Genomic DNA, 24,805 nt, shown 5'->3' with positions numbered 1-24,805 from the left:
GTCGTCTGTCGGCGTTCGGTGTCACGCGGCGCTGACCGCTCGGGCCGTGCCGGCGGTGGTTCCCGGGGCCGTTCCGGCGGTGGGCTCTGGGGCCGTTCCGGCTGTGGAGTCCAGGGCCGACGGGTCGAACGGGCCCACCCGCCGGTCGCCACCCGCCACCACATCGGCGAGCACCGCCCGCAACCGGGAGAAGTAGATGTCGAGCCGATGCCGCGCGGCCGGGGTGTCCGGGGTCTGGCTCCCCAGGTACAGCCGGTCGGAGTCCCGGTTGACCCACAGGGACGCGTTGGCCGTGCGCCCCTCTCCGGTGAACAGGACGCCACGGTCGTACGCCGCCGTGCCGGCGCCCGGGAACCAGCGGAAGTCGATGTAGGAGAGCAAGTTCGGCGCATTCACCACCTCGTCGACCGGCATGCCGCCGGCCACCAGCGCGGTCAGTGCGGTCTGCACCGGGACCGTGGCCATGGTCCGGGTCCGGGCCAGCGCCGTCCGGGCGTCGGCGACCAGTTCGGTGAAGGGGGTGGCCCTGGCGACCGCGAAGGCAACCGGTGCGAACGCGCAGAACCAGCCCTGCGCCGTGTCGCAGTCCTCCACCGCGCCGCGGGTGTTGAGCACCGACATCCCGAAATACGCTTCCTGCCCGGCCAGCTCGTGATCGACCATCGCGAGGGCGGCATAGACACCCGCCAGGGTGTTGCCACCTGCCGCACGACAGATCCGACCGAACTCGTCCGCGTCGTCGGCGGTGAGCAGCGTCATCTCCACCGGACGCACCGGAGCCGTCTCACCCGGAGCCAGCCCGAGATCGATCGGGAATCCGGGCATGCGGTTACCGTTCGCGGCGAAGACGTTCTGCCACTCCCGGACCACCTCGGCCAGCGACGAATCCGCGTCGGCGGCGGCCGCCGCGACCGCAGCGTCCACGCGGGCGTAAGAGCTGAAACCACCTGCCGGCCTCGGTGCTCCAGGCGCCTCGGCCAGCACCGTCTCGTAGATCGACACGATCTCCGCGAGTGCGAGTGCCTGGGATGCGCCGTCGCTGATCGCGTGGTCGCAACCGATGTACAACGAGAACCCGTCGGCGTGGCGGATGGCTCCGAAGGCGAAGCCCGGGAAGGAGTCGGCGATCGCCTCCTCGGCGAACCGCTCGGCGAGATGGTCGGTCACGTCGGCCGCGGTGTCGAGGCCTGGCCCGACCACGGCCTCGAACGCCACCGCCTCGGGATCGATCACGTGACGTCGAATCCCGTTGCCGTCATGGCCGAACCAGGTGCGCAGCGCGTCATGGCGTGCCACGAATTCATCGAGCGCCATGGACATCGCGGCGACGTCGAGCTCACCGTCGAGTTCGGTCCCCGAACCCAGGTAGGCACTGTGAGCGCGACCAGCCGCCCGGGCCGCATGTCCCGACCGCAGGTGGTTCTCCTGCAGGAAGGTGATCGGCCCGTCGTCTGCGCATACCGACCCCGCCGTCGCCTCGGTGGCTCGCACCGGGTGCCACTCGACGACCTCCCCGGGTGTCGGTTGCCACCAGCCCATTGCGGTGATGATCACGGCCATCCTCCTTCATCCCCGGTCAGGCCGGGTGTCGCTGTCGGTCGTCGGGAAGTGTCGCGACGACCGGGTGGCCGATCCGCCTGTGGATTCCTCCGGTCGTCGCCGCCTCGAGCACGGTGCGCAACGTCTCCAGGTAGCGCGACATCGACTCCGCCGCGACGTCGTTGCCGGGATGACGGAACGAGACGGTGATGCCCGTGGTGCTCCTGGTCACCCACAGGTAGACCTCGGAGTCCGTCCGGACCCCGCTGCGGATGGTGCGGGCGTTCCACTCCGGCCACTCCGGTGCGCCGGGCACGAAACGCAGGTCCAGGAACGAGATGACGAACCGCGGTTCGGAGTAGTTGCCGAGTAGTTGGGCTATCCGCGGGTAAGGATGTCGCGACGTCTCCTTGGTGATCGCGAGGGCCGAACCCGCAGCCTCCAGGCAGGGTTCCAGCGTCTCCATCCCGTCGATCTCGACCGCCAGAGGGCCGACGCCGACATACCAGCCGACCGACTCGGCGAACTGCGACTCGTGTCGCGTGTGCATCGGCATCGCGAACCGCGTGGACGGTGAGCCGGTGAGTTCACGGTTGGTGAGCGCCAGGGCCGCCACGATCGCGGTCTGCATGCTGTACCCCGCTCGCCGGCAGTGCGCGTTGAGCGTCGAGGCGTCGGACGCGGTCATCAGATGGACGGCTCCGCCGGACTGCGGTGGTGGCGGACCGGGGCGGACCGGCTCGAACAATTCCTCGTCCAGCAGACCGCGGACCGCGGAGATCGGCAGCACATCGGCTCCCGAGCCGGACCTCGAGAGCGTGCGGAACGGTGCGGCGATCGGTAACGGGAACCCGGGGAAACCACCGCCGGAACCGGCGAGGAAGTCGCGCCATCGTTCCACCGCAGGATGATCGACCGTCAGTTGCTCCCCGATCCGGCGGTCGATGATGCTGAAGTCGGCGTGGCTTCCGATGTCGGGGAGACCCGCATCGGTCCCGTCGAGTTCTCCTGCATAGAGGCGCTGGAGTTCACTGATGGTCAACAACATCGAGTACGCGTCCATCACCGAGTGGTCTGCGCCGAACGCGAGGACGAAACGCTCGCCGGCACTCGTCTCCGCGTTGGCGGCGTCGCTGTCCGGAGTCCGCTGGGTTTCCGACACGACCGAGCAGTCGGACGGGACCGTGCCGTGCACGGTCGTCACGACGCAGTGCGGCCAGGTCAGCGGGGACAGTTCGGCGTCGAAGACCTTCTGGATGTGGTCCCGGACCCCGTCGCCGGTCGCGTACGCGGCCGATCTCCGTGCCACCGCGGTCAACCCGTCGGGGCCGTGCGTCACCCGTTGGAGTCGACCCCCGACCCCGTCGTCGACCGATCGGACCGTGGTCCGGAAGGCTTCGTGCCGGACCCACCAGGTCCGCAGCGCTCGACCGAGTGCGTCGTGGTCGTAGGGCAACGGGATCTCGAACACCGCTCCCAGCCAGGCGGATTGACGGTCGGGTGACCAGCCGGTGCCGTCCGCGCGGCGGTAGTGCAGTTCGTGATCGTGGGTGATCGGCCGGTCGTCGGGTCGCCATCCCGGGCCGTCCGACGCGACTGTCGGGACCCATTCGGTGACCTCGCCGGCCGGCATCGCGTGCTCGGCGAGCTCTGTGAATTTCATTCGTACGTACCTGTTCTCGGCTGCTTCTCGTGGGCGAACTGGATCGAGACGTCGGCGGGTGTAGGTCTCGGCCGCTGCGCCGAGGTGCCCACCGTGCGACGGTGATTCCTGATTGACGTCGAGATATCGAGTGACACTGTTGGATTCGTGATGAATCCGGATGTGTTGAGGGACGATGGCCGGAACGAGCCGCGGTGCGTCGATGTCCGGTTGCCACTGATCCTAAGCGCGGCACACGACTCGGTTCCCGGTCGGCGAACGGTGTGCTTCATCACGTCGGTCGTATCCGGCATACCGGATGCGTCCGCCGTGTTGTGGGTCTGTTGCATCGAGGTGAAATCGGGGTTGTTCCGGTGGCCCGGAGCGCTACGCGGAGGGCGTGTCGATGCTGGTCGCGGACCTGTTAACACGCGAAATACACATGAACGCAACAAATGTGTCGAAAGGCACTGCGGCTGTGAATGTTTAGCCGACGATTGCGTACAGCAGGGTGGCGCTGCGTGTAAATGGTTGTGATACTGGAATTCTCACGAGACGGCGAGTGCACCACGTGCTCCGCCGATTCACCATCTGACACATCGGCGCCGGAGCTCGGGCGCCGGAATCGATCGCCGGCCGTCTTCGGTCGGCCACTGCACTGGGGGTGGCGATGCCGGAACCGATCAGCCCGACGGAAGGATCCGAGGGAGTCTCGAGTCGGCGTCAGGAGGAGTCGGTCACACCGGCGATCGAGACCGCCGGTCTCACGAAGATCTTCGGGGGCCGTCGGGTCGTCGACTCCGTGGATCTGAGCGTCCCGGCCGGATCTGTCTACGCGGTGCTCGGTACCAACGGCGCGGGTAAGACCACCACGGTCCGGATGCTGGCCACCCTGCTGCGGCCGGACGCCGGAACCGCCCGGGTCTTCGGGCGCGACGTGGTCTCCCACCCCACCGCGGTCCGCTCGGTGATCGGATTGACCGGACAGTACGCGTCGGTGGACGACGACCTCACCGCCCGTGAGAACCTGGCGCTGTTCGGGCGACTGGTCGGTGCCGGGCGCCGGCGCGCACGTTCGACCGCCGACGACCTGCTGGCGGAGTTCGGACTGGCCGACGCGTCCGATCGCCGTGTGCGGGAGTTCTCCGGCGGTATGCGCAGGCGTCTGGATCTGGCGGCGTCGATGATCACCCGCCCGCCCCTGCTGTTCCTCGACGAACCGACCACCGGACTGGACCCACGCACGAGGACCCAGATGTGGCAGAAGGTGGAGGAGCTCGTTGCCGCCGGCTCGACCGTCCTGCTGACCACCCAGTACCTGGACGAAGCCGATCGCCTGGCGGCCCGGGTGGCCGTGATGGATGCGGGGCGGGTCGTCGCCGAGGGCACACCTGATCAGCTCAAGTCGGAGGTCGGCGAGGCGAGTGTGCACCTCGACGTCGTCGATCAGGATGCGATCGTGCGGGCGGCGCAGGTGTGCGCGCACTTCGCGACCGGCGAGGTGAGCGTCGCGCACGGGCGCACCGTGGTGGTCCCCATGCCTGATCTGACCGCACTACCCGAACTCCTGGCGGCGGTCCGCGGCGCCGACATCGCCTACAGCTCTGTGGCGGTGAACCGGCCGACACTCGACGACGTCTTCTTCGCCCTCACCGGCCCCGATGCCCGCGCCGCCGAGGTGGCCGATCCCGAGTCGGCCACCCCCGATGCCGCCGTGGCCGGGGTCGCCGGCCGTCCGACCCGATCGAGGAGCGCTGCATGAGCACGATGGCCATGGGAGTCCCGTCTTCGCCCGTCCCGTCGTCGGTGATGACCGGTGTCGCCGACCACGTCCCACCGATCGCCGCGGTCCGGCAGTCGCTGACCATGGCCGGGCGGGGCCTGCTGCGGCTGAAGCACAATCCGCAGCAACTGTTCGACGTCATCGTGCTGCCGATCGTGTTCACGGTGATGTTCTCCAGCATCTTCGGTGGTGCGATCGCCGGAGACGTCGACGCGTATCTGCCGATCCTGATCCCCGGCGTGCTGGTCCAGGTCGCGGTCGCGGCGTCGGTCACCACCGGGGTCGGTTTGCGTGAGGACATGGATTCCGGTGTCTTCGACAGGTTCACGTCGTTGCCCATCGCCCGGATCGCTCCGCTGGCAGGAGCGTTGCTGGCGAACACGGTGCGCTACGTGGTCGCGACATCGGTGACCATCGTCGTCGGACTCGTGATGGGCTACCGGCCCGGATCGCCGATGGGGCTGGTGGTGGCCGCCCTGCTGATCGTCGTGGTCGCTTTCACGCTCAGCTGGATCTTCGCGTTGCTCGGCGTCGTGATGTCCACCGCGTCCGGCGTACAGGGGCTGTCGATGCTGGTGCTGATGCCGCTCACCTTCGTCTCCAATGCACTGGTCCCGACCGCGACCATGCCGGGCTGGATGCAGGCCGTGGCCGAGGTGAACCCGGTCTCGCACCTGGTGTCCGCAGTGCGGACACTGGCCGACCACGGAGCGATCGGCGCCGACGTCGGCTGGTCCCTGCTCGGGGCGGCAGCCGTCCTGGCCGTCTTCGTCCCCCTCACGCTGCGCGCGTATCTGCGCAGCCCGTGACCGTCTCGCCCGATGACCTACCGCCATCCGGACCCGCCCGAATCTGCGCTCGACGCAGCATGATCGAGAGGAAGTACACGTGACCGGACTGTCGGTGGTCATCCCCGCCTACGACGAGGGCGAGGTGATCGGGGGCTGCCTCGAACGTCTTACGGCACAGAGCGAGTATCTCCACGAGGTGATCGTGGTGGACAACAACTCCCGGGACGACACCGTGGCCGTGGTCGAGACCTTCGCATCCCGGCTCCCCGGACTACGCGTGATCACCGAGGCCCAGCAGGGACTCGTCTACGCCCGCAATGCCGGCATGGACGCGGCCACCGGTGGTCTCATCGCGCGGATCGATGCCGACACCCACGTCGGTGAACGCTGGGCGCAGACCGTCGTCGACTTCTTCGCCGCCGATCACGACGGCCGGTGGTCGGCGTTGTGTGGCCGCGGCGAAGCCTACGGCGTGCCCATGTCAGGGCGGTGGGAACGCCTGAAGGTCAGACTCCATCCTCTCGGCCGGCGCCGATCACCGACCGCGGTGACCGAGGTCCCAGTCCTGTACGGCTCCAACATGATCCTGCGATCGTCGACCTGGCAGGCCATCCGCGGCCGAGCAGCGCTGCGGCGCGATGTGTTCGAGGACGTCGACATGGGTCTGTGCGTCCAGGACGTGGGCGGTCGCAACGCCTTTCTCGGCGATCTGACCGTCGGGGTGTCACCGCGCAGGATGCACACCGGCATGCGCGGGTTCGTCACCTACATGAGCGCGCTGCCCCGGACGTTCCTGCTGCACCGGCGAATCGGTCTCGCGATCGGGGCTGCAGCGGTGTACCTGCCGGCGATCATCGTCGTCCACGCCGCCCGACTCGCGGTGATGCGGGTGTACGACGCGGAGACCGGCGGTTTCCGTGCGTCGGGGTCAGCTCGACCGGCGGCCGATCGGGTGCTGCCGTGATCGCTCGACCGCACTCTCGATCAGATCTGCTGCCCGCTCCGCGGCCCGGGCGGGGGTGATGAGCCGATGAGCGAGTTCGGTTGCGGCGTCGCGGGTCCGCGGGTCCAGCGCAGTGGTCAGGGCACTGCGGAGCCGACGATGGTCGGTGGCGGCCATCGGCAGGCTCGTACCGACGCCGAGCCTGCGGACGGCGTTTCCCCACATCGGCTGGTCGGCGCCCACCCAGGACACGACGGTGGGCAGACCGGCACGCAAGCTCGCTCCCACCGACCCGGCGCCCCCGTGGTGCACCGCGGCGACACAGCGGGGCAGTACCGCATCGTGGTCGATCGCGCCGACGACCCGGACCCGATCATCGGACACGTCGGAGAGGAACCCGCTCCATCCCGACGTGACCAGCACTCGCAGCCCCAACTCCTCGGTCACGTCGAGGACTGCTCGTCGCAGTCCCTGGGGGTTGGGGACCGACATGCTGCCGAAGCCGACGCACACCGGCGGTGGTCCCGCCGAGAGCCAGGTGTCGGTGTCGGCGTCCACCCCCGATTCGCCCAGTCGCACACGGTCGTCCGTCGACAGTCCGAGGAATCCGACGAGCGGGCGCCGGGGGCCCCATTCACGGTCCAGGCCGGGGAACAGCGCCGGGTCGTAGGCCTGCACCTCGGGTGTCGCGCTCGCCGCGATCTCGTCACCGGCCGGTCCCTGCGACGGGGGCAGGCCGAGGTCGGCGCGCAGGGTGTCCTCGCCGCGTCGCCCGGCTCGCCAGAGCAACTGCTCGACGAGTCGCCAGCTGGCCCGGGCGATCGGCGCCGGGGCATCGACCCCGATATGCGTGAGCAAGGATGCCGAACCGTTGCGCCGCACCGGGCAGTAGTGCAGCGGGATGTACGGGATGCCGCGGCGCGCAGAGACATTGAGTGCGCGTTCCTGACCGGCGCTGCCGGCGATGACGGCGTCGGCACCTTCGGTCAGCTCCATCAGCTCGGCCTGCATCTGCCTGCCGCCGTGGACCGTGATCTCCGACACCGCCCGCAGACGGGTTCGGGGGTTGCGGGACTTGAGATCTCGTTCCACGACAGGGGAGTCGAGCAGCTCCTTGGTGCTGGTGCCGTAGTCGGCGGTCGGCAGTCCGACCCCCTGCGCGAAGGCGGTGAGATTGGGTGGAACCGCGAGCACGGCCTCGTGGCCGCGTTCGACGAGTCGGGCGCCGAGCGCGACGGCCGGCTGGACGTCGCCACGACTTCCGCTGAATGCCAGGACGAATCGCATGCGCCGACCCTAACGCGAACCACGCGAACACGAGTGGTGAGCGATCCCACACCCCGGCTGGGCCCGGGAGATCGGAGTCGATGATGGATGGAGGACGGCGACGCCTGTCCGCGCCCGATGCGACGTACTGGTTCGTGCACGATACGTTGCACTGGTCGGTGGTGCTGCAGCTCACCTGGACGGTCGAGGGCTCGGTGCCCGATGCCGCACTGGAAGAGATGGCCGCCCGGTTGTCGGCGGGTCGTCTGCACCGCAGGCTGTGCCGCCCCCGTGTGCCCGGCGCCCGCCCGTACTGGGTCCGGGCGGAGGAACCGCTGACGGCGGTCATCGATCGGGTGCCCGTCGCCGACGACGAGATCGACGCGTGGTCGGGAGCCGAGCTCGACGGGGTACCGCTCGATCCGGAGGAGGGCCGGTGCTGGCGACTGCGCGCGGTGACCACCCGCGACGGGCGGTCGGTGCTCTCCCTGACCGCATTGCACCTGGTCACCGACGGACGGTCGATGGTGGCGGCGGCCTCCGACGCCCTGGCGGCCGTCGCTCTCGGCCGCGACATCCCGGTTCGCGGCAGCGCCGATCTCATTGCCGCAGATCGCATTCCCGCCGATACATCTGCGGCCGGTGGCCGGACCGCGGGGGCCGTCGCCGACCTCGTCGACGCGGTCCGGCAGGTCGGTGCGGCCGCATCCGGTGTCGCACGGGTGGCCGTCGGTGTCGGCCGTGATCGGCTCACCGAGGGGCGGGCCGGAGGCGGCCGCGCGCAGACGTCGAAGACGGTCGAGGCGGCTCCCACCTCCACGGAACCCGGACGCGCATCGCTGAGTGATCGTGCCCCGACCGCGGTCGGAGCACGCGCGACGGCAACAGTTGCCGCAGATGCCTGGGAGGCCGTGGCCGTACGGCACGGTGGGACGACGAATTCCCTGTTCGTCGCCGTGGTGTCGGGAACCCTCCGCTCGGCGGGGCACGCTGACCTCGGGGTGCCGATCCGGGTCGGGCTGCCGGTGGACGTCCGGGCGGACGGCGACGACGGCGGAAACGCCACCGCGGGTGTCACCGTCACGCTCACCGACCAGCCGGTGGCCGGGACCGACCTGGGGCCGATCCGGCGTGCCTGCAAACACGCCTTCACCGAACTCGGTGCTGGACGACGGACCTCCACGGTGCATCTTCAACCCCTGATGTGGCTGTTACCCAATCGCTGGCTGTTGCCGATGGTGACGGCCGGATCGGGCATGCCCGACGTCGTCGCATCGAACCTCGGCGCATCCGAGGGACTCTCGTCCGTAGCCGGCCGTCGCGCATCCCGGGTGGCGTTCCGTGGGATCGCGCAGGGTGTCGACCCCGACCTCCCGTACCGGTTCGGTGACGGTGTCCAGGCCTGGTTCTTGCGGTCGGGCGACTCGATCACCATCGCGGCACAGGCGTTCGACGAGAAGACCTTTCCCGACGACTCCACACTCCGTGCGGCCCTGCGCGGCGAACTGCTGAAATGGGAGGTACCCCATGAGATCCGGTGACACCATGGTCCGTCGCGTGAGCGGCGCCGACGAGTCGTACCTGCTCGCCGAGCAGTTCTTCGGCCTTCGCGCACCCATCCAGTTCATCTGGTCGTTCGCCGACGATCCCGGCTTCGATGCGGTCGTGGACCTGCGCGACCGGCTCGCCGAGGGCGCCTTGAACCGTGCCGTGGTCGGTGCCCGCGTCCCGGGAGCGCGCCACCGGTGGGTCCGCGCGCACTCGATCCCGTCCCTGGACAAGGCCGATCAGGCGATCTCCGACGAGGAGATCGGCGCGTGGGCCGACGAGCGGCTACGGCAGAGCAGACTCGCTCCGGCCGACGGTCACGGTTGGCGGCTCGACACCGTGTCGGTCATCGGTGGCGGACGCGTGGTCTCACTCCTGGTCTCGCACATGATCGCCGACGGCGAAGGCGTGTATCGCGCGCTCGCCGCGGCCCGGTCGGCGGACCCGTCGTCGGCCGCACTGCCCGAGCGCCACGACGACGCCGAGTCGGCAATGCGAGGCGATGCCCGGGACGCTCTCCGGCAGGTGGGGGCGGCCGGACGTGCTCTTCGACAATTGGTCCGCGCCGCGACCGCGGCTCGTCGTCGACCGGACGGGACCGATCCGACACCAGCTCCCACAGGTGTCGGCGAACCGACTGCACAGCAGGTGTCACCACAACCGGCACCGGTCGTCCGGGTGGGCGCCGGGCTCGTCGACCCCGAACCAACCCTCGCGATCCTCGATCTGGATCGGGACGAACTGCACAAGCGCGCAGCCGAACACGGCGGCACGGCGAACTCGTTGTTCACCGCCGTCCTCGCCGGCGTCATGCGACGGTCGAGCTACCCGGTCGACGGGCCGCTGCGCGTGTGCATGGCGGTCAACACCCGCGCCGGAGATGCCGACGACCGAGCCAATGCGTCCGGTGGGGTCTGGATTCGACTCCCGGATCCGGTGGAACCCGCGGACGGGCTGTCGATGATCCGCGCCCTGAGCAAACGCGCCTTCGCCGACTATGCGGCGACCGGCGCCGACCAGGTCGCCGACAACCTCCAGCCCGTGGTGCGATTACTGCCGCGGCCGGTGGTGCGTCGACTCATGCAATCGGTACCGGGACCCGACACCACGGTCTCGAATCTCGGTGTCGCCCCGGCCGATGTGCTGATCATCGGCGACAGTCGGCCCTCGTCCTTCGCGATCCGGGCGATCATGCAGGGCCGTCCCGCGGCCAACCGTCGGGAACAGGGGCCGGCGCTGGCGGCATGGGCGGTGGAGTACGGAGATCGGGTGACGCTCACCTTCTTCGGTATCCATCCCGATCACTTCGGCGACGTCGACCACGTCCGCGAGATCGTCGGTGCCGAACTGGCGGAGTGGGGGCTGGGCCACCGCTGGTGGTGAGGGAGTCGGGCGGCGATGCCGTCAGTGGGGCGCGTCGGCCGATCCGGCGGAGATGTTCGACGTGGCGGTGTCCGACCAGAGTCGGGTGACGTCGATACCGACGCGTCGCAGCAGCGCTCGGACCGTCGGCAACCCGATGCCCAGGACCGACGACGGGTCGCCGTCGATGCCGTCGATGAACCAGCCACCGAGGCCGTCGAGAGTGAAACCCCCTGCGACCGAGAGGGGTTCGCCAGTGGCGACGTAGGAATCGATGGTCGCGTCGTCGATGTCGGCGAATCGGATCATCGTGCCCGCGTCGGCGTGCGCGGACGCGGTGACCTCACCACCCGACAGCACGGCGACACAGTGCCCGGTCAGCAGTTCGCCCTGGCGTCCCCGCATCGATCGCCATCGCTCGGCAGCGACCGCCGCAGTGTGTGGCTTGCCCGCGAGCACCCCGTCGATCAGCAGCATCGAGTCGCACGTGAGCACCACGGTGTCGACGGCCGAGCTCTCGTCGGGTCGGGTCTCGTCGGTCGGGGCGTCGGGACGCTCCTCGGCCAGCAGAGCGGCCACCACGGCATCGGCCTTGGCCTGCGCCAGGCGCACGACCACCTGATGGGGCGGTGCGGTCACAAGTTCTTCGAGGAGGGCGTCCTCGTCGACGTCGGATACGAGCACCCGCGGCCGGAGGCCGGCGGCGCGCAACACCCTGAGTCGGGCCGGTGACGCCGACCCGAGTACGACGCGCACGCCGTCGGCGGTCACCAGCGCTGGTTGATGAAGCTCGTGGGTGAGCCCCAGTCGGCGCGCAGTCGATCGACCGGCGTGCCCCAGTTGTCTCGCGGCCCGGTGTCGACCGGACCGCCACCCGAGGACGACGATGCAGCGGCCACGACCGCGACCAGCGCGGCGACCTCGTCGTCGGTCGGATTGCCGCGCACGACGCGCAGGAAGGGTGCCTTCGTGGTCTCGCCGGCGTCGGTGCTCACCGTGTCCCCGTTCTCGTTCGGCGCCATCAGAGCGGGATGTTCCCGTGCTTCTTCGGCGGCAGCGTGACGAGCTTGCGCTCGAGCAGCTTGAGGGCGGTCGCCACCTGACCACGGGTGTGGCTGGGCGGGATCACCGCATCGACGTAACCGCGTTCGGCGGCAACGTACGGGTTGACCAGCGTGTCCTCGTACTCCTGCTGGAGCTGGAGGCGCAGCGCATCGACGTCCTCGCCGTTGGCAGCGGCCTCCTTGAGACGACCGCGATAGACGAATCCGACCGCGCCGGACGCGCCCATGACCGCGATCTGAGCAGTCGGCCACGCGAGGTTGACGTCGGCGCCCATGTGCTTGGACCCCATGACGTCGTACGCGCCGCCGTAGGCCTTGCGGGTGATGATGGTGATCTTGCCGACCGTGGCCTCGCCGTAGGCGTACAGCAGCTTGGCGCCACGGCGGATGATGCCGTTGTATTCCTGCTCGGTGCCCGGCAGGAAGCCCGGGACGTCGACCAGGGTGACGATGGGGATGTTGAAGGCATCGCAGGTGCGGACGAAGCGCGCGGCCTTCTCCGAACCCTTGATGTCCAGACAGCCGGCGAACTGGGTCGGCTGGTTGGCGACGATGCCGACGCTGCGGCCGTCGACGCGACCGAAACCGACGATGACGTTGGTCGCGTATTCGGCCTGCACCTCGAGGAACTCGTCGTCGTCGAGGATGCGACGGATGACCTCGTGCATGTCGTACGGCTGGTTCGGCGAGTCGGGGATCAGCGTGTCGAGTTCGAGATCCTCGTCGGTGAGGGTGTCCTCGATCGAGCCTGCGGCAGGCTGGTCGACGGGCAGCCGCGGCGCCTCGGCGCGATTGTTGCTGGGCAGGTAGCCGAGCAGGTCCTTGACGTACTCGAGTGCGTCCTCTTCGTCCTGCGCGACGTAGTGCGCGGTTCCGGACTTGCTCATGTGCGTGTGGGCGCCACCGAGGTCCTCCATCGTGACGTCCTCGCCGGTGACCGTCTTGATGACGTCGGGGCCGGTGATGAACATCTGGCTGGTCTTGTCGACCATGACGACGAAGTCGGTGAGGGCGGGGGAGTAGACGTGGCCGCCGGCCGCCGCTCCGAGGATGAGCGAGATCTGCGGGATGACGCCGGACGCGCGGACGTTGCGGTGGAAGATCTCGCCGTACAGACCGAGCGAGACCACACCTTCCTGGATGCGGGCACCCGCGCCGTCGTTGATACCGATCAGCGGGCGACCGGTCTTGATCGCGAGATCCATGACCTTGACGATCTTCTCGCCATAGACCTCACCCAGGCTGCCGCCGAAGACGGTGGAGTCCTGGGAGAAGATGCAGACCTCGCGGCCGTCGATGGTGCCGTAGCCGGTGACCACACCGTCGCCCAGCGGACGTCGCTCGGCCAGACCGAAATTGGTACTGCGATGACGGGCGAGGGCGTCCAATTCGACGAAGGAACCCTCGTCGAGCAGGTGCGTGATGCGCTCGCGTGCGGTCAGCTTGCCCTTCTCGTGCACGCGCTCCACAGCGGCCTCGCCGACCGGGTGACGCGTCTCCTCAAGCCGATTACGCAGGTCGGCGAGCTTTCCCGCCGTTGTGTGGATGTCGGGAGCGGCGCCGGGATCGGGCGAAGCGGTGGTCATGACCAACGATGCTAACGACCCGAGGTAGTGCTCGGTCAACCGCACCGATTATGAGAGATTCCTCATGTTCATTGTGACGCCGGTCGCGTCGGGCGTCCGGTGCGTGTCGGCTGAGGTCGCCGGGGTCGGAGGTGGGTGCTCGGCTCGGGAGTGATCACGGGCTGACTGGGGCCTGCGGGCCGGACACGATCTGCCGTGGAGTCGGGAGTCGTGTGGATGGTGCACGTGGTGGTCGGCTGGGCGGCAGTGTGGGGGCGGGGTGGCCGCCGGCGGTCGGCTGGGGTCGGTCGCCGAAAGCGGTCCCGCGGTCATCGAAAACCACCCGAGAGCTGCTCCATCCGACCACAATCTGCCGTCCAGCGCGGAGCTGCGTGGATATTGCACACGACACCCCGCTAGGCGGCAGATTGTGGTCGGGTTTGCGCGGCTGACGGGGCTGCCCGGGTCCGTGCCGAAAACCGCCCCACGGCCACCGAAAACCACCCGAGACCCGCTCGCGGATGTCGATACGGTCGAGTGTTCCGCTCCCGGGTGGATTTCGGGGGGATCGTGCGCAGCGACCTGAGCCTGTCGTGTCAGTTGGGCTCGACGGTCGTCGCGGGGCGATAGGGTTCGGTCTCATGGCTGACGTCTACGAATCCGGTTCCGACCAGCTCGACGGCGATCGTCTGGCCGCCGCTCTCGCCGATACCCGATGGACCAGGGTGGAGGCGGTCGACTCGACATCCTCCACCAACGCCGACCTCATCGGGCGGGCCGAGGAATCCGGCCTGGACGGAACTGTCCGACTGACCACCGACCAGACGGCCGGCCGTGGCCGCCACGCACGGGTGTGGGCGGCGCCGGCCGGTGGCCAGCTCGCCACGTCGGTGGTCATCGCCGTGGGCGACAACACGGCGCAGCTGGGCTGGTTGTCGCTGCTCACCGGGCTCGCCACCGCGGAGGCCATCGAAGAGGTGATCGGCGTGCGTCCGGTCCTCAAGTGGCCCAACGACGTCCTGCTGGACGACCGCAAGGTGGCCGGCATCCTCGCCGAGTACGCGCGGACCCCCGACGGTGGCATCGCGGTCATCGGCACCGGGATCAACACGGCTTTGACCGAGGAGCAGCTGCCGGTGGAGACGGCGACGTCGCTGCAGCTGGCCGTCGGGCACCCGGTGTCGGCCGAGGACGTGGCCATCGCCTACCTGCGCGCGCTCTCGTCCTGGCTGGCCTGGTGGCCGGATCGTGTGGACGAGCTCGTCGAGGCCTACCGTCGGCGCAGCGACACCATCGGCCGGCGCGTGCGACTCGTGCTGCCGGGCGACCGAACCGTGGAGGGCACCGCGACCGGGGTGGATGCTCAGGGGCGGATCCTCGTGGACGCCGACGGCGAACGGATCGTCGCGGCGGCCGGAGATGTCACACACCTCCGCGCCATCGACTGAGTCTCAGGACGGGCCTACCGCGGGCGGGAGAAGTAAGGAGACGCAGCCGCAAGTCCGCCCGAAGTCTGTCGAAATCCGCCCGCGAGTGGACCGTCTGGACCGTATTGGCATCCGCGAGCAGGTCTCGGGTGGTTTTCGACGGGCGCGGGGTGGGTTTCGGGGTGGTCGGGGACGCGGCCGGAGGCGTGACCACAATCTGCCGCGCAGCGGGGAGCCGCGTGCAATATCCACTCGGCGGTTCCCTGGACGGCAGATTTTGCCCGATTGCGCTGCGGCGCGGGGTGGTTTTCGGGGTGGTCGGGGACGCGGCCGGAGGCGTGACCACAAACTGCCGCTCAGCGGGGTGTCACGTGCGATATCCACGCGACTCCGCGCTGGACGGCAGATTGTGACCAGACCCCACCCCCGCACCCCGGCCCCGACAGCTCAGCGCTGAGTGCTCTTGTGCCCCATGGCCGGGATGAGTGCAAGGATCGGCAACCCGATCACCAGGTGCATCACCGCGGTGCCGATGCCGACCGAGATCTCGGACGAGAGCAGTAGCGGGACGATCACGGACGCGACGACCAGCAGGCCGACGATCCATCGGAAGAACTGGTCCGGCGACGGGGTCACCAACTGGAGCACGTACCAGAGGGCTGCGGCCGCGAGGGCACACAGGAATCCGACGACGGCGAACCAGATCTCGTCTCGCGCAACAGGATTCCAGACCCCGAACTTGCCGGCCTCGTTCACGCGCTCGACGATGGTGCGGATGATCCAGGCCACCAGCCAGGCGGCGAGACCGGTGACCACACCGGTCATCACGACGCCTCCGACGAACAGCGTCGGGTTCACGTTCGGTTTCATCGTCGACGCCCGTTTCGGCTTCGGTTGCTCGTACGCGCCGCGGGCCTGCGTGTAGCGGTCGTCGGCGTACCGGTCGGCCGGATACTGCCCAGGCGGGTACTGCTCGGCCGGGTACTGCTGGGCCGCATAACGGTCGTCGTAGTACTGGTTGGTCGAGTAGTCGTCGTGCTGGCTGTAGGCGCGTGTCTCCGGCGGTCGGCCCGCGTCGTAGCGGGAAGTGTTCCGATCGCGGGGGTCCCGCGGGTCGCGATAGCTCATGAGGGCCTCCTGACCTGCTGTGGCCGACGCCGGCCGCAGAACGTCGTTCTTCAGGGAGTGTACCGACCGCGCACTACGCTCATGGGTATGTCGTTTCCGAGGGAGAACCTCGCGCCCGGTGAACGGATCGTCCTGCACCGTCACCCGCACTGGAAGTGTCTGCTCGGTCCCTTCCTGCTGTTCGTGGTGGTCACCGCCGTCGCAGGCGTGTTGACCGGCATGGTGACCGGCTCGCAACTGGGCGGAACCGCCCGGATGTGGCTGCTGATCGTCATCGGGGTCGCCTGGGCGCTGGTGTTCGTCTGGTACTTCGTGCGTCCGCTCGTCTCCTGGAAGACCACCCATTTCGTCCTCACCGATCGTCGGGTGATCTTCCGCAACGGGATCGTGACGCGATCGGGTATCGACATCCCGATCCGGCGGATCAACACCGTCGAATTCCGGCACGGACTGATCGACCGCATCCTGCGCACCGGGACGCTGATCATCGAGTCGGCGTCCGACGATCCGCTGTCCTTCGACGACATCCCGCAGGTGGAGAAGGTCCACTCGCTGCTCTATCACGAGGTCCTCGACATCCACGGCGACGATGACCAGCGCTGGCCCGGAGAACCCGTCGACGGAGAGGCGCCGCAACGATGACCGATGTCCTGCTGGCCGAGGACGACTCGGCGATCGCCGAGCCACTGGCCCGTGCACTCATCCGCGAGGGGTACGGCTGCCAGGTCGTCACCGACGGTGCCGAAGCCCTCGAGCAGGCCGGTGACAGCAAGTACGAGCTGCTGATCCTCGACCTCGGTCTACCGGTGATGGACGGTCTCGAGGTGTGCCGACGCGTCCGGGCATCGCGGCCCCAGCTCGCGGTGCTGATGCTCACCGCGCGTACCGACGAGGTCGACTTCGTCGTCGGGCTCGACGCCGGTGCCGACGACTATGTCGGCAAGCCGTTCCGGCTGGCCGAATTGCTGGCACGCGTGCGGGCGCTGCTGCGACGTCGCCAAGGCGTAGACGACGTGGTCCTCGACGGCGGCGACATCCAACTCGACACGCGTGGTCGGCGCGTGCTGGTCCGTGGCGAGGACCTGGTGCTGGCCAACCGTGAGTTCGACCTGCTCCGCTTCCTGATGGAGCGCGCCGGTCAGGTCGTGAGCCGGGACGAGATCCTCACCGAGGTCTGGGGATCAGCTGATCTGCGCTCGTCGAAGACCCTGGACATGCACGTGTCGTGGCTGCGTCGCAAGATCGGTGACGACCAGTACGACCGTCCGCGCCACATCGTCACGGTCCGGGGCGTCGGCTTCCGGTTCGATCCGTAGGCGTATCCGGTGCGTCGACGAATTCTGAACACCATGGTCGCGATGATCGTGGCGGTCGGTGCCCTGCTCGGCATCCCGCTGTGCGTGATCGCCTGGTGGTGGGTCGCCGACAACGCGCATCAGGACATCGACGACCGCCTCAAACTGATCTCCGACCAGCTCATCGAGCAGGAGGGCACGTCCGGGTTGATCGATCCGGGGCAGCTCGACACGTCCGCCTTCCGGCTGTTACTTCCGGAGGGTGGCCAGCTCACCGTCCGTTATCCGGTCGATCGCGCGACCGGGCTGGACGAGACGACAGTGGTCGGCGGACCGATCGAGGGTGCGCACCTGTCGGATTCGATCGCGCTCGGGAGTGCGGGTTCGCTGCTGCTGGAGATCCCTCAGGACACGGTCCGCAACGATCAGCTCGCCGCGGTCGGCATCGTCGCGGTGATCGTCGCGGGATCGGTGGCAGCGGCGACCGCGGTCGCGGCGGTCACGGCCGGTCGGCTCGCCGACCCGTTGACCGAACTCGCCGATCGTGCGGCCGCGATGGCTCGAGGTGACTTCCGCTCGGACTGGAAGACCTACGGCATCGGCGAACTCGACCGCGTGTCCCGGGCGCTCGGCGACGCCAATGCCGAGATCGCGTTGCGGCTCGAGCGGGAGGGCGAGATCGTCGGTGACGTCTCCCACCAACTGCGTAGCCGACTGACTGCGATCCAACTGCGCCTCGACGAACTCGCGATGCACCACGATCCGGCGGTCGTGGGGGAGGCCGATGCGGCCCTCGACCAGGTGGAGCGGTTGTCGCGGGAACTCGACGAGATGGTCGCGGCGTCCAGGGATGCGCCCGCGACGCCGGACGAAGTGGATGTCGCCGACCTGGTCACCACACTGGTCGGGGATTTCGCGCAGTCGTTCGAGGCGATCGGCCGGTCGGTGTCGGCGACATTCGCCGGACGCGCCATCGCCTTCAGCGCCCATCCGGGCCGGTTACGAGAGGCGGTGAGCGTGCTCGTCGACAACGCTCTTCAGCACGGCTCGGGTCGATGCACGATCCAGGTGGGCGACCTCCCGTCGGACATGATGCGGATCTCGGTGTCCGACGAGGGGCAGGGTGTTCCCGACGACCTGGTCTCCGACATCTTCCGGCGTGGGTTCTCCGCCGGACGCGGCAACGGTGTGGGGTTGTCGCTGGCTCGTGCGCTGGTGGAGGCAGATGGTGGTCGGCTCGACCTGACCGCCCGTCGGCCCCCGGTGTTCGCGATCGTCGTCCCCGCTGCTCCCGCCGCGGGCGGCGTGCAACCGTCGGTCAGGCGTGACCGAGTTCCTCATCGCTGAGCTCGTCCAGCGTGGCGTGCAGATCGGTGGATCCGGCGTCGCCGCCCCGGAGCAGCTCCTCGGGGAATGCGAACTTGCGCAGGGCCCAGAAGCGGAACGTCATCTGCAACACGTTGCCGATGATGAAACCGAGTACGAAGTCGATCACGACCACCTCGGTGACCGTCACATTGCTGCGCAGGTCGAACAGGTTGTTGGCCACCCACAGCGGTGCCGCCTGCAAGATGACGCCGATGCCGCTGATGCCGAAGAACAGCAAGGCCTCATGGTGTCGCTCGCGCCCGCCACGGTTCTTGAACGACCACTCGCGGTTGAGGATGTAGCTCAGGATCGTGGCCAAGACGCCGGAGATGATCTTGGCGACCACCGGCTTCGACTCGAGCACGGTGAGGCTGAGCGTGTAGAAGATCGCCAGGTCGAAGACGAACGTCGTACCGCCCACGAGGGCGAATTTGATGAGTTCGTGGTGCCGCATGAGTAGACGGCGGACCGGCTCGGGGAGGCGAGCCACCAGCTCGTCGATCAGAGACACAAGATCCGAGTGTACGAAACGTCGGCCAACACGGCCGTGTCCGGGCGGTCCTGCGAGGTGGCGACGTGTCGTGCCACGATTGACCGCGTGAGTGCGAGCGAGGGCCGTCCGTCGAGGTCGGGCCAGGATATGCCAACTGTCGTGATGATCGGCGGGGGCCAGTTGGCCCGGATGACCCATCAAGCATCGATAGCGTTGGGCCAGTGTCTGCGGGTGCTCGCGGCCGGGTCGGCCGATCCCGCCGCCCAGGTGAGCGCGGACGTGGTCATCGGCTCGCACGACGAGATCGACGACCTGCGTCGGGCCGCGGTCGGGACGACCGCGCTGACCTTCGACCACGAGGGCGTGCCGCTGCACCACCTACAGACGCTGGAGGCCGAGGGCGTGGCGGTGCGACCGCCGTCGGCGGCGCTCCACTTCGCCCAGGACAAGTTGGCGATGCGGGTCCGGCTCGCGGAGCTGGGGCTGCCGGTCCCCGACTTCGTCGACCTCTCCGGTGACCGCACCGCCGCCCGGGCGGCACTGACCGAGTTCGGCGAGCGGCACCACTGGGCGATCGTCCTCAAGGCGGTGCGCGGCGGCTACGACGGTCGTGGTGTCTGGCTGACCGATTCGGCGGACGAGGCACTCGCGGTGCTCGACGAGTACGACGGCGCGGCCGAGTTGATGGCCGAGCAGAAGGTGGACATGCGCCGCGAGTTGTCGGCGATGATCGCGCGTTCACCGTTCGGCCAGGGCAGCGCATGGCCGGTGGTGGAGACCGTGCAGCGGCGCGGCCAGTGCGCGGTGGTGCTCGCCCCGGCCCCCGGACTCGACGACGCGACCGCCGAGACTGCGCAGCAGATGGCGCTGCGGTTGGCCGACGAACTCGGCGTGGTCGGCGTGATGGCGATGGAACTGTTCGAGACCGTCGACGGCGGGTTGGTCGTCAACGAGTTGGCGATGCGACCCCACAACAGCGGGCACTGGACGATGGACGGAGCCGTGACGTCCCAGTTCGAGCAGCACCTGCGCGCGGTACTCGACTATCCGCTGGGAGCGACCGCACCGCGTGCGGCGGTCACCGTGATGGCCAACATCCTCGGCGCAGTTGAGGCTCCGGCGATGTCGATGGACGAGCGCGCACACCACCTGATGGCACGCATGCCGGACGCGAAGATCCACCTGTACGGCAAGGGGGAGCGTCCCGACCGCAAGATCGGACATGTCAACATCGTCGGTGCGGCCGACGAGTCGGTCGAGGTGGTGCGTGAGCGCGCCGAGCGTGCGGCGCAGTGGATGTCGCACGCCGAGTGGACCGACGGATGGGATGTGCACGGATGAGCGAAGCGGGCGAGGGCGTGACCGGTGGACCGCGGGTCGGTCTGATCATGGGCAGCGACTCGGACTGGCCCACGATGGAGGCAGCCGCCGAGGCGCTCGCCGAGTTCGAGGTGCCTTTCGAGGTCGGGGTGGTCTCGGCGCACCGGACCCCGCAGCGCATGCTGGACTACGCGACCGGCGCTGCGGCACGGGGTATCTCGGTGATCATCGCGGGAGCCGGGGGAGCTGCGCACCTGCCGGGCATGGTCGCGTCGGCGACGCCGCTGCCGGTGATCGGTGTGCCCGTGCCGCTGAAGTACCTCGACGGTCTCGACTCCCTGCTGTCCATCGTGCAGATGCCTGCCGGTGTCCCGGTGGCGACCGTATCGGTCGGCGGGGCCCGCAACGCCGGTCTGCTCGCGGTGCGCATCCTCGCCTCCGCCGACGATGCCCTGCGCACCCGCATGGAGACGTTCCAGGCCGATCTCGAGAAGTTGGTGCTGGAGAAGGATTCCGCGCTCCAGCACCGCCTGCTCGGCGAGGACTGAGCCTCTCCGCCCGGCTGCCCGAGCCTCACTTCCCGGTCCGGGCGGCCCGACCGGTGGGGCGCGGGTCAGACCTGCAGTTTGCGGCGAAAGAAGTCGAGGACCTGCTCGCGGGCCTCGTACGTCGGTTCGCCGGGCTCGTCGACGAAGTGTTCGGTGACCACCGAATGTGGCTCGGGCACGAAGGAATCCGGGTTCGCGGCGGAGTCCGGCAACTCGATGGCCAGGAAAGCATCCCCGAGTTGTTCGCGGAGGAACTCGAAACGCACTGCGGGCGAGAGCCGGTCGCCCTCGAACCGGAGTCCCATCACCTGCAGGCCCTGTGCGCAGCGGTTCTTGACGCGGGCCAGGTCGGCGTCGCCGATGTCGATGGATCGATTGCGGCTCGGGATCACACCGAACGGCAACGACGGCTGTGACAACACCGGTGCCAGGAGCCGGTCGTCGGTGGCCATCGCGAGCGCGAACCCTCCGGTGAGACACATGCCGATCGCGCCGACACCAGGGCCGCCGCACCGCTCGTGCTCGTCGGCGGCGAGGGCGCGCAACCAGTCGGCGACCGGGGACGCCTTGCCGGTCGCGAGCACGGTGAACTCGCGACTGATGCACGCGCGCACGATCGGTGCGGTCATCGCCCGTGCACTGCCGAGCAGCCCGAGGTTGGCCGGACTCGCGTCCAGACCGTCGACCCCGAAGAGTGACGGCATGACCGCGGTGCACCCGATCTCGGCCACCTTTCGGGCGAACCCCGCCACCGCCGGGGTGATCCCCGGGATCTCCGAGATGACGATGACCGCCGGACCGGTTCCCTTGCGGAAGACACGTTTACGTTTGCCGAGGTATTCGACGTCGACGGCCTCGAAGTCGTCGAGCGGGTCATTGGTCACGGGAGGGTCCTCTCGGTGGGGGCTGGGTGAGGGGGCCACCGACCGGGGGTCGGGTCAGATCGGGGCCGGCGACAACGGGTGGACGGCGTGGGACGAAGAGCTTGTGTGCCTCGCGGGCGGATCTCAGTCGATGATCCGGCCGATGAGCACGGAGTCGAACAGACGCGCAGGGAGCCGTGCACTGCGGGCGACATCGGGTGAGTCGGAGGGGATCACCCGGGCCTCGACCACCCGGTGCGAGCGCGATCGGCGGGTGAGGCCGAACGATCCGGCGGCACGGACGTTCCGGACCCAGTCGGTGTCCCGGCCGTAGGTCAGGATGATCGACACGCGGTCGCCGTCGACCCATGCCGTCACCGGCGTCGCGTAGGTGCGCCCCGACTTCCGACCGACATGTTCGACCATCGCGTAGGGCGGCAGGTGCGGTGCCCACAACCGTTGGACGGGATTGGTCACCGCCTTGTTGAATCGACCGATCGCGGGCGGCAGGTGCATGGGTCCACAGTGCCCCACCCTGACGGCCGGGCCAAGGGATGACACCGAAAAAGGGGAGAGACCGCGAGAAGTGGAGACGACACCGAGAGCACCGGACGTTTGGTGGCGGGTCGCTCACCGCGATGCCCGATCCGAACGGGCAACGGGGCCGGTGGATGCGTCGTGCGCGTCGGTCAGCGCAGGACGAGAGTGGCCTTCTCCGACTCGGCACGCGCCTCGATCCGGGCGTCGTCGGCGTTGACGACGGCGATCAGCGACGCGCCGGCGAGCAGCGGTGACACCAGGTTCGCGACGATCTCGTCGGTGTCGGCCCAGGGGCGGGTCGACAACACCCGGGCTCCGGCGCCCACGCCGTCTGCGGCGGCCGTCCGAGCGGCGACCGCGGCCACGTCGGTGATCGTCCGACCGTCGAGGACGACCTCACCCGCTGGGCGAGGGCGGTACTGGTCGCCGTGGACTCGCGCCGCGGTGCCGAAATCGGCCACCCCGGGCGGCAGATCGCGGACCGGCAGCGCGAAGGGATCCAGTGAAGCCACGTACACCTCGTCGGCGTCGACCGCGTCCAGCCGTGCCACCGAGGTGAAGGCCGCGACCGGCTCCCCCGCGGTGTCCGGCTGCGCGGCGCCGGTCCGCACATGCGCGCCGGACCACCAGGCGCCCAACAGGATCGCCGCGGTCTGCCAGTGCTCGGGCAGATCGACGAGCACTTCGTCCCCGGGCACCAGACCGACCTCGTCGACGATCAGGTTCGCGGTCTTGGCCGCCCAGTTGCCGAGCGTCGCCGCGGACAGCTCGGTGCGTTCGCCGGTTGCGTCGTCGTAGAACGTCAGCAGTGGCTGGGACCAGTCACCGACCCCGTCGAGGATGCGACCCGTGATGGTGTCGGTCATCAGTTCACGCAGGTGGGGCCGTCGGAACCTGCGGTCACCGGCGGGCGGTTGTTGCCGACCCGCTCGCTGGCCGGCCGGTTGTCCTGCTGCGACCCGGTGTCGAGGATCGATCCCGGTCCCTCGTAGGTGTTGGTCAGGACGACCTTCAGATGCTTGTCGGGCAGTGCGGAATCCACGCGGACCACGCTACCGCCGAGATCCTTGGCCAGCGCGCGGGCACCGTCGTCGTCGGAGTGCGCGTACACGACCGAATCCTTGTCGTCGCTGGCGGAGTTGGTGGTCGCACCGGCTTGATAGCCCTTGTTGGTCAAGATGTTCGCGACATTGCCTGCGAGCCCGTCGACGGTTCCGGCGTTGACGACGTCGACGGTGTAGTCGCCGCGTGAGACGTCGCCCGCAGCGGTCTGCGGGTTGAGCAGGTTGTCGGTGAACTTGTGGACCGCTGCCGGATCGATCCGGACCACGCTCTGTTGACCGTCGTCGCTCCATCCCTGCTCGGTCAGCACCGGGATGGTCGCGAACCGGACCTTTCCGCCGCTCAGATCCTTCAGTTGCTCGACGAACTTGAGGATGTCCCAGTTGTCGTCGATGACGACCGACCGCGAGACCGCGTTCTCCAGCTGGGAGAGTTTGCCCGAGTCGGTCAGGGTGCCTGCGGAGAGGACCTTCTGTGCCAGCGAGGCCATGAACACCTGCTGCCGGGTGATCCGGTCGAGGTCACCGCGGGGGAGACCGTGGCGCTGTCGGACGAAGCTGAGGGCACGCGGACCGTCGAGGGTCTGTCGGCCCGCCCGGAACCGTGCACCCGAGTAGGGTTCGCGCACCGCGTCCTTGAGGCACACGTCGACACCACCGACGGCGTTGGTCAACAGGACGAATCCCAACAGTCCCACCTCGGCGTAGTGATCGACCTCGACACCGGTCAGCTTGGCGACCGTGTCGATGAGGGCGCGCCGACCGGCCTGGGTGCCCTCGCGCTCGGCCTCGCCGGCCGACTTCCCGGACTCGACCGCCCGGGCGCGGGTGCCCTCCTTCGTGGCGCCGTAGGCCGCGTTGATCTTGCTCATGCCGATTCCGGGGACGTCGACGTAGGAGTCGCGCGGTATCGAGATGGCCGTCGCCGACGATCCGTCGTTCGGGATGCGGATCAACAGGATGGTGTCGGTGTTGGTGGCCACCTCCTCGCCCGATCGCAGCATCCGGAGTTCTTCCGGAGCAAGGGGATTGCCCTTCGCGTCGGTACGTGAGTCGGTGCCGACCAACATGATGTCGACTGCGCCGTCGTCGCCACTGCCCAGACCCAGCCCGCCGAGTTGCGTGATCGTCGACTTGAGGTCGGTCATGCTGTTCCAGGCGTAGCCGGTGCACACCAGGACCGCGACGGAGAGCAACGCCACCACGCCGCGCGCCGCGGCCCGTGGCCGCCACCCACCAGCCGACGCGAGGAAGATCGG

At 68.9% G+C, this 24,805-nt stretch carries 23 protein-coding genes; 11 read left to right on the top strand and 12 right to left on the bottom strand.

The genetic code is table 11. The annotated features are described in order from the left end of the window. Positions 1-21: 21 nt before the first annotated feature. Together GS4_RS17975 and GS4_RS17970 are read right to left on the bottom strand one after the other, a co-directional pair. Positions 22-1,560, bottom strand: coding sequence for a condensation domain-containing protein (locus GS4_RS17975; RefSeq protein WP_007623169.1), 1,539 nt, complete (start codon positions 1,558-1,560; stop codon positions 22-24). 16 nt (positions 1,561-1,576) lie between these two features. Further along, complete coding sequence (locus GS4_RS17970; protein ID WP_007623168.1) at positions 1,577-3,202, bottom strand: condensation domain-containing protein; 1,626 nt, start codon at positions 3,200-3,202, stop codon at positions 1,577-1,579. Between the two features lie 649 nt (positions 3,203-3,851). Between GS4_RS17970 and GS4_RS17965 the strand changes: the two genes are divergently transcribed. The 3 genes from GS4_RS17965 to GS4_RS17955 all read left to right on the top strand — a co-directional run bounded on the left by GS4_RS17965 (position 3,852) and on the right by GS4_RS17955 (position 6,719). Continuing rightward, on the top strand, positions 3,852-4,943 hold the full coding sequence (locus GS4_RS17965) for an ATP-binding cassette domain-containing protein (RefSeq protein WP_007623167.1): 1,092 nt from the start codon (positions 3,852-3,854) through the stop codon (positions 4,941-4,943). A 5-nt stretch (positions 4,944-4,948) separates the two neighbouring features. Further along, the gene (locus GS4_RS17960) at positions 4,949-5,773 is read left to right on the top strand and encodes an ABC transporter permease (protein WP_040511032.1); all 825 of its coding nucleotides are present in this window, start codon (positions 4,949-4,951) and stop codon (positions 5,771-5,773) included. Between the two features lie 79 nt (positions 5,774-5,852). Continuing rightward, the gene (locus GS4_RS17955) at positions 5,853-6,719 is read left to right on the top strand and encodes a glycosyltransferase family 2 protein (RefSeq protein ID WP_007623164.1); all 867 of its coding nucleotides are present in this window, start codon (positions 5,853-5,855) and stop codon (positions 6,717-6,719) included. Here GS4_RS17955 and GS4_RS17950 read toward each other — a convergent pair. Continuing rightward, positions 6,684-7,985, bottom strand: a complete 1,302-nt coding sequence (locus tag GS4_RS17950; RefSeq protein WP_007623162.1) for a glycosyltransferase — start codon at positions 7,983-7,985, stop codon at positions 6,684-6,686. The genes GS4_RS17955 and GS4_RS17950 overlap by 36 nt on opposite strands. 80 nt (positions 7,986-8,065) lie before the next feature. Here GS4_RS17950 and GS4_RS17945 point away from each other — a divergent pair, with 80 nt between their 5' ends. Both GS4_RS17945 and GS4_RS17940 read left to right on the top strand, forming a co-directional pair. Beyond that, positions 8,066-9,505: a hypothetical protein gene (locus GS4_RS17945; protein ID WP_007623160.1), complete on the top strand. Its 1,440-nt coding sequence runs from the start codon at positions 8,066-8,068 to the stop codon at positions 9,503-9,505. Then, positions 9,492-10,895, top strand: coding sequence for a hypothetical protein (locus tag GS4_RS17940; RefSeq protein WP_007623159.1), 1,404 nt, complete (start codon positions 9,492-9,494; stop codon positions 10,893-10,895). Before GS4_RS17945 ends, GS4_RS17940 begins: the two co-directional genes overlap by 14 nt. A gap of 21 nt (positions 10,896-10,916) precedes the next feature. Here GS4_RS17940 and GS4_RS17935 read toward each other — a convergent pair whose 3' ends face one another. From GS4_RS17935 to GS4_RS17925, 3 genes are read right to left on the bottom strand one after another with little or no spacing between them, the layout of a single operon-like run. After that, positions 10,917-11,645: a Maf family protein gene (locus GS4_RS17935; RefSeq protein WP_245555755.1), complete on the bottom strand. Its 729-nt coding sequence runs from the start codon at positions 11,643-11,645 to the stop codon at positions 10,917-10,919. Continuing rightward, positions 11,642-11,896, bottom strand: a complete 255-nt coding sequence (locus GS4_RS17930) for an acyl-CoA carboxylase subunit epsilon (protein WP_007623156.1) — start codon at positions 11,894-11,896, stop codon at positions 11,642-11,644. Before GS4_RS17930 ends, GS4_RS17935 begins: the two co-directional genes overlap by 4 nt. Then, entirely contained in the window at positions 11,896-13,524 is a 1,629-nt protein-coding gene (locus GS4_RS17925) for an acyl-CoA carboxylase subunit beta (protein WP_007623155.1), read from the bottom strand. The genes GS4_RS17930 and GS4_RS17925 overlap by 1 nt, the downstream gene beginning before the upstream one ends. Positions 13,525-14,144: 620 nt before the next feature. On the opposite strand from GS4_RS17925, the gene GS4_RS17920 reads away from it, so the two are divergent. After that, positions 14,145-14,951 carry a biotin--[acetyl-CoA-carboxylase] ligase gene (locus GS4_RS17920; RefSeq protein ID WP_007623154.1) on the top strand — a complete coding sequence of 269 codons (807 nt, stop codon included), beginning with the start codon at positions 14,145-14,147 and terminating at the stop codon, positions 14,949-14,951. Between the two features lie 426 nt (positions 14,952-15,377). Here the strand turns inward: GS4_RS17920 and GS4_RS17915 are convergent, their stop codons facing one another. Beyond that, entirely contained in the window at positions 15,378-16,058 is a 681-nt protein-coding gene (locus tag GS4_RS17915; protein ID WP_007623153.1) for a DUF6069 family protein, read from the bottom strand. Positions 16,059-16,145: 87 nt separating this feature from the next. Here GS4_RS17915 and GS4_RS17910 point away from each other — a divergent pair, with 87 nt between their 5' ends. The 3 genes from GS4_RS17910 to GS4_RS17900 are packed head-to-tail and all read left to right on the top strand — an operon-like array spanning position 16,146 to position 18,700. Further along, entirely contained in the window at positions 16,146-16,700 is a 555-nt protein-coding gene (locus tag GS4_RS17910; RefSeq protein ID WP_040510999.1) for a PH domain-containing protein, read from the top strand. After that, positions 16,697-17,374 (top strand): response regulator transcription factor, encoded by a 678-nt coding sequence (locus GS4_RS17905; RefSeq protein WP_007623151.1) that lies wholly within the window; start codon positions 16,697-16,699, stop codon positions 17,372-17,374. The genes GS4_RS17910 and GS4_RS17905 overlap by 4 nt, the downstream gene beginning before the upstream one ends. Before the next feature lie 9 nt (positions 17,375-17,383). Further along, positions 17,384-18,700, top strand: a complete 1,317-nt coding sequence (locus GS4_RS17900) for a sensor histidine kinase (protein ID WP_007623150.1) — start codon at positions 17,384-17,386, stop codon at positions 18,698-18,700. Here the strand turns inward: GS4_RS17900 and GS4_RS17895 are convergent. Next, entirely contained in the window at positions 18,672-19,232 is a 561-nt protein-coding gene (locus GS4_RS17895) for a GtrA family protein (RefSeq protein ID WP_007623148.1), read from the bottom strand. The two genes, GS4_RS17900 and GS4_RS17895, sit on opposite strands and share 29 nt — an antisense overlap. A 129-nt stretch (positions 19,233-19,361) precedes the next feature. Here GS4_RS17895 and GS4_RS17890 point away from each other — a divergent pair, with 129 nt between their 5' ends. Together GS4_RS17890 and purE are read left to right on the top strand one after the other, a co-directional pair. After that, positions 19,362-20,555: a 5-(carboxyamino)imidazole ribonucleotide synthase gene (locus GS4_RS17890; protein ID WP_083862776.1), complete on the top strand. Its 1,194-nt coding sequence runs from the start codon at positions 19,362-19,364 to the stop codon at positions 20,553-20,555. Further along, entirely contained in the window at positions 20,552-21,082 is a 531-nt protein-coding gene (gene purE / locus GS4_RS17885; RefSeq protein WP_007623144.1) for a 5-(carboxyamino)imidazole ribonucleotide mutase, read from the top strand. Before GS4_RS17890 ends, purE begins: the two co-directional genes overlap by 4 nt. 65 nt (positions 21,083-21,147) lie before the next feature. Here the strand turns inward: purE and GS4_RS17880 are convergent, their stop codons facing one another. The 4 genes from GS4_RS17880 to GS4_RS17865 all read right to left on the bottom strand — a co-directional run. Further along, positions 21,148-21,966, bottom strand: coding sequence for a dienelactone hydrolase family protein (locus tag GS4_RS17880; RefSeq protein WP_007623142.1), 819 nt, complete (start codon positions 21,964-21,966; stop codon positions 21,148-21,150). 123 nt (positions 21,967-22,089) lie between these two features. Then, positions 22,090-22,461, bottom strand: coding sequence for a nitroreductase family deazaflavin-dependent oxidoreductase (locus GS4_RS17875; RefSeq protein ID WP_007623140.1), 372 nt, complete (start codon positions 22,459-22,461; stop codon positions 22,090-22,092). Between the two features lie 173 nt (positions 22,462-22,634). Continuing rightward, complete coding sequence (locus tag GS4_RS17870; protein ID WP_007623139.1) at positions 22,635-23,351, bottom strand: TIGR03089 family protein; 717 nt, start codon at positions 23,349-23,351, stop codon at positions 22,635-22,637. Further along, on the bottom strand, positions 23,351-24,805 hold a 1,455-nt coding region (locus GS4_RS17865; RefSeq protein WP_007623137.1), incomplete at its 5' end, for an LCP family protein. The genes GS4_RS17865 and GS4_RS17870, both read right to left, overlap by 1 nt.

It is taken from the genome of Gordonia soli NBRC 108243, assembly GCF_000334455.1.
Classification (GTDB): Bacteria; Actinomycetota; Actinomycetes; order Mycobacteriales; family Mycobacteriaceae; genus Gordonia; species Gordonia soli.
The sequence above is the reverse complement of the archived record's forward strand: the minus strand, read 5'-3'. Positions and strand labels throughout refer to the sequence as shown.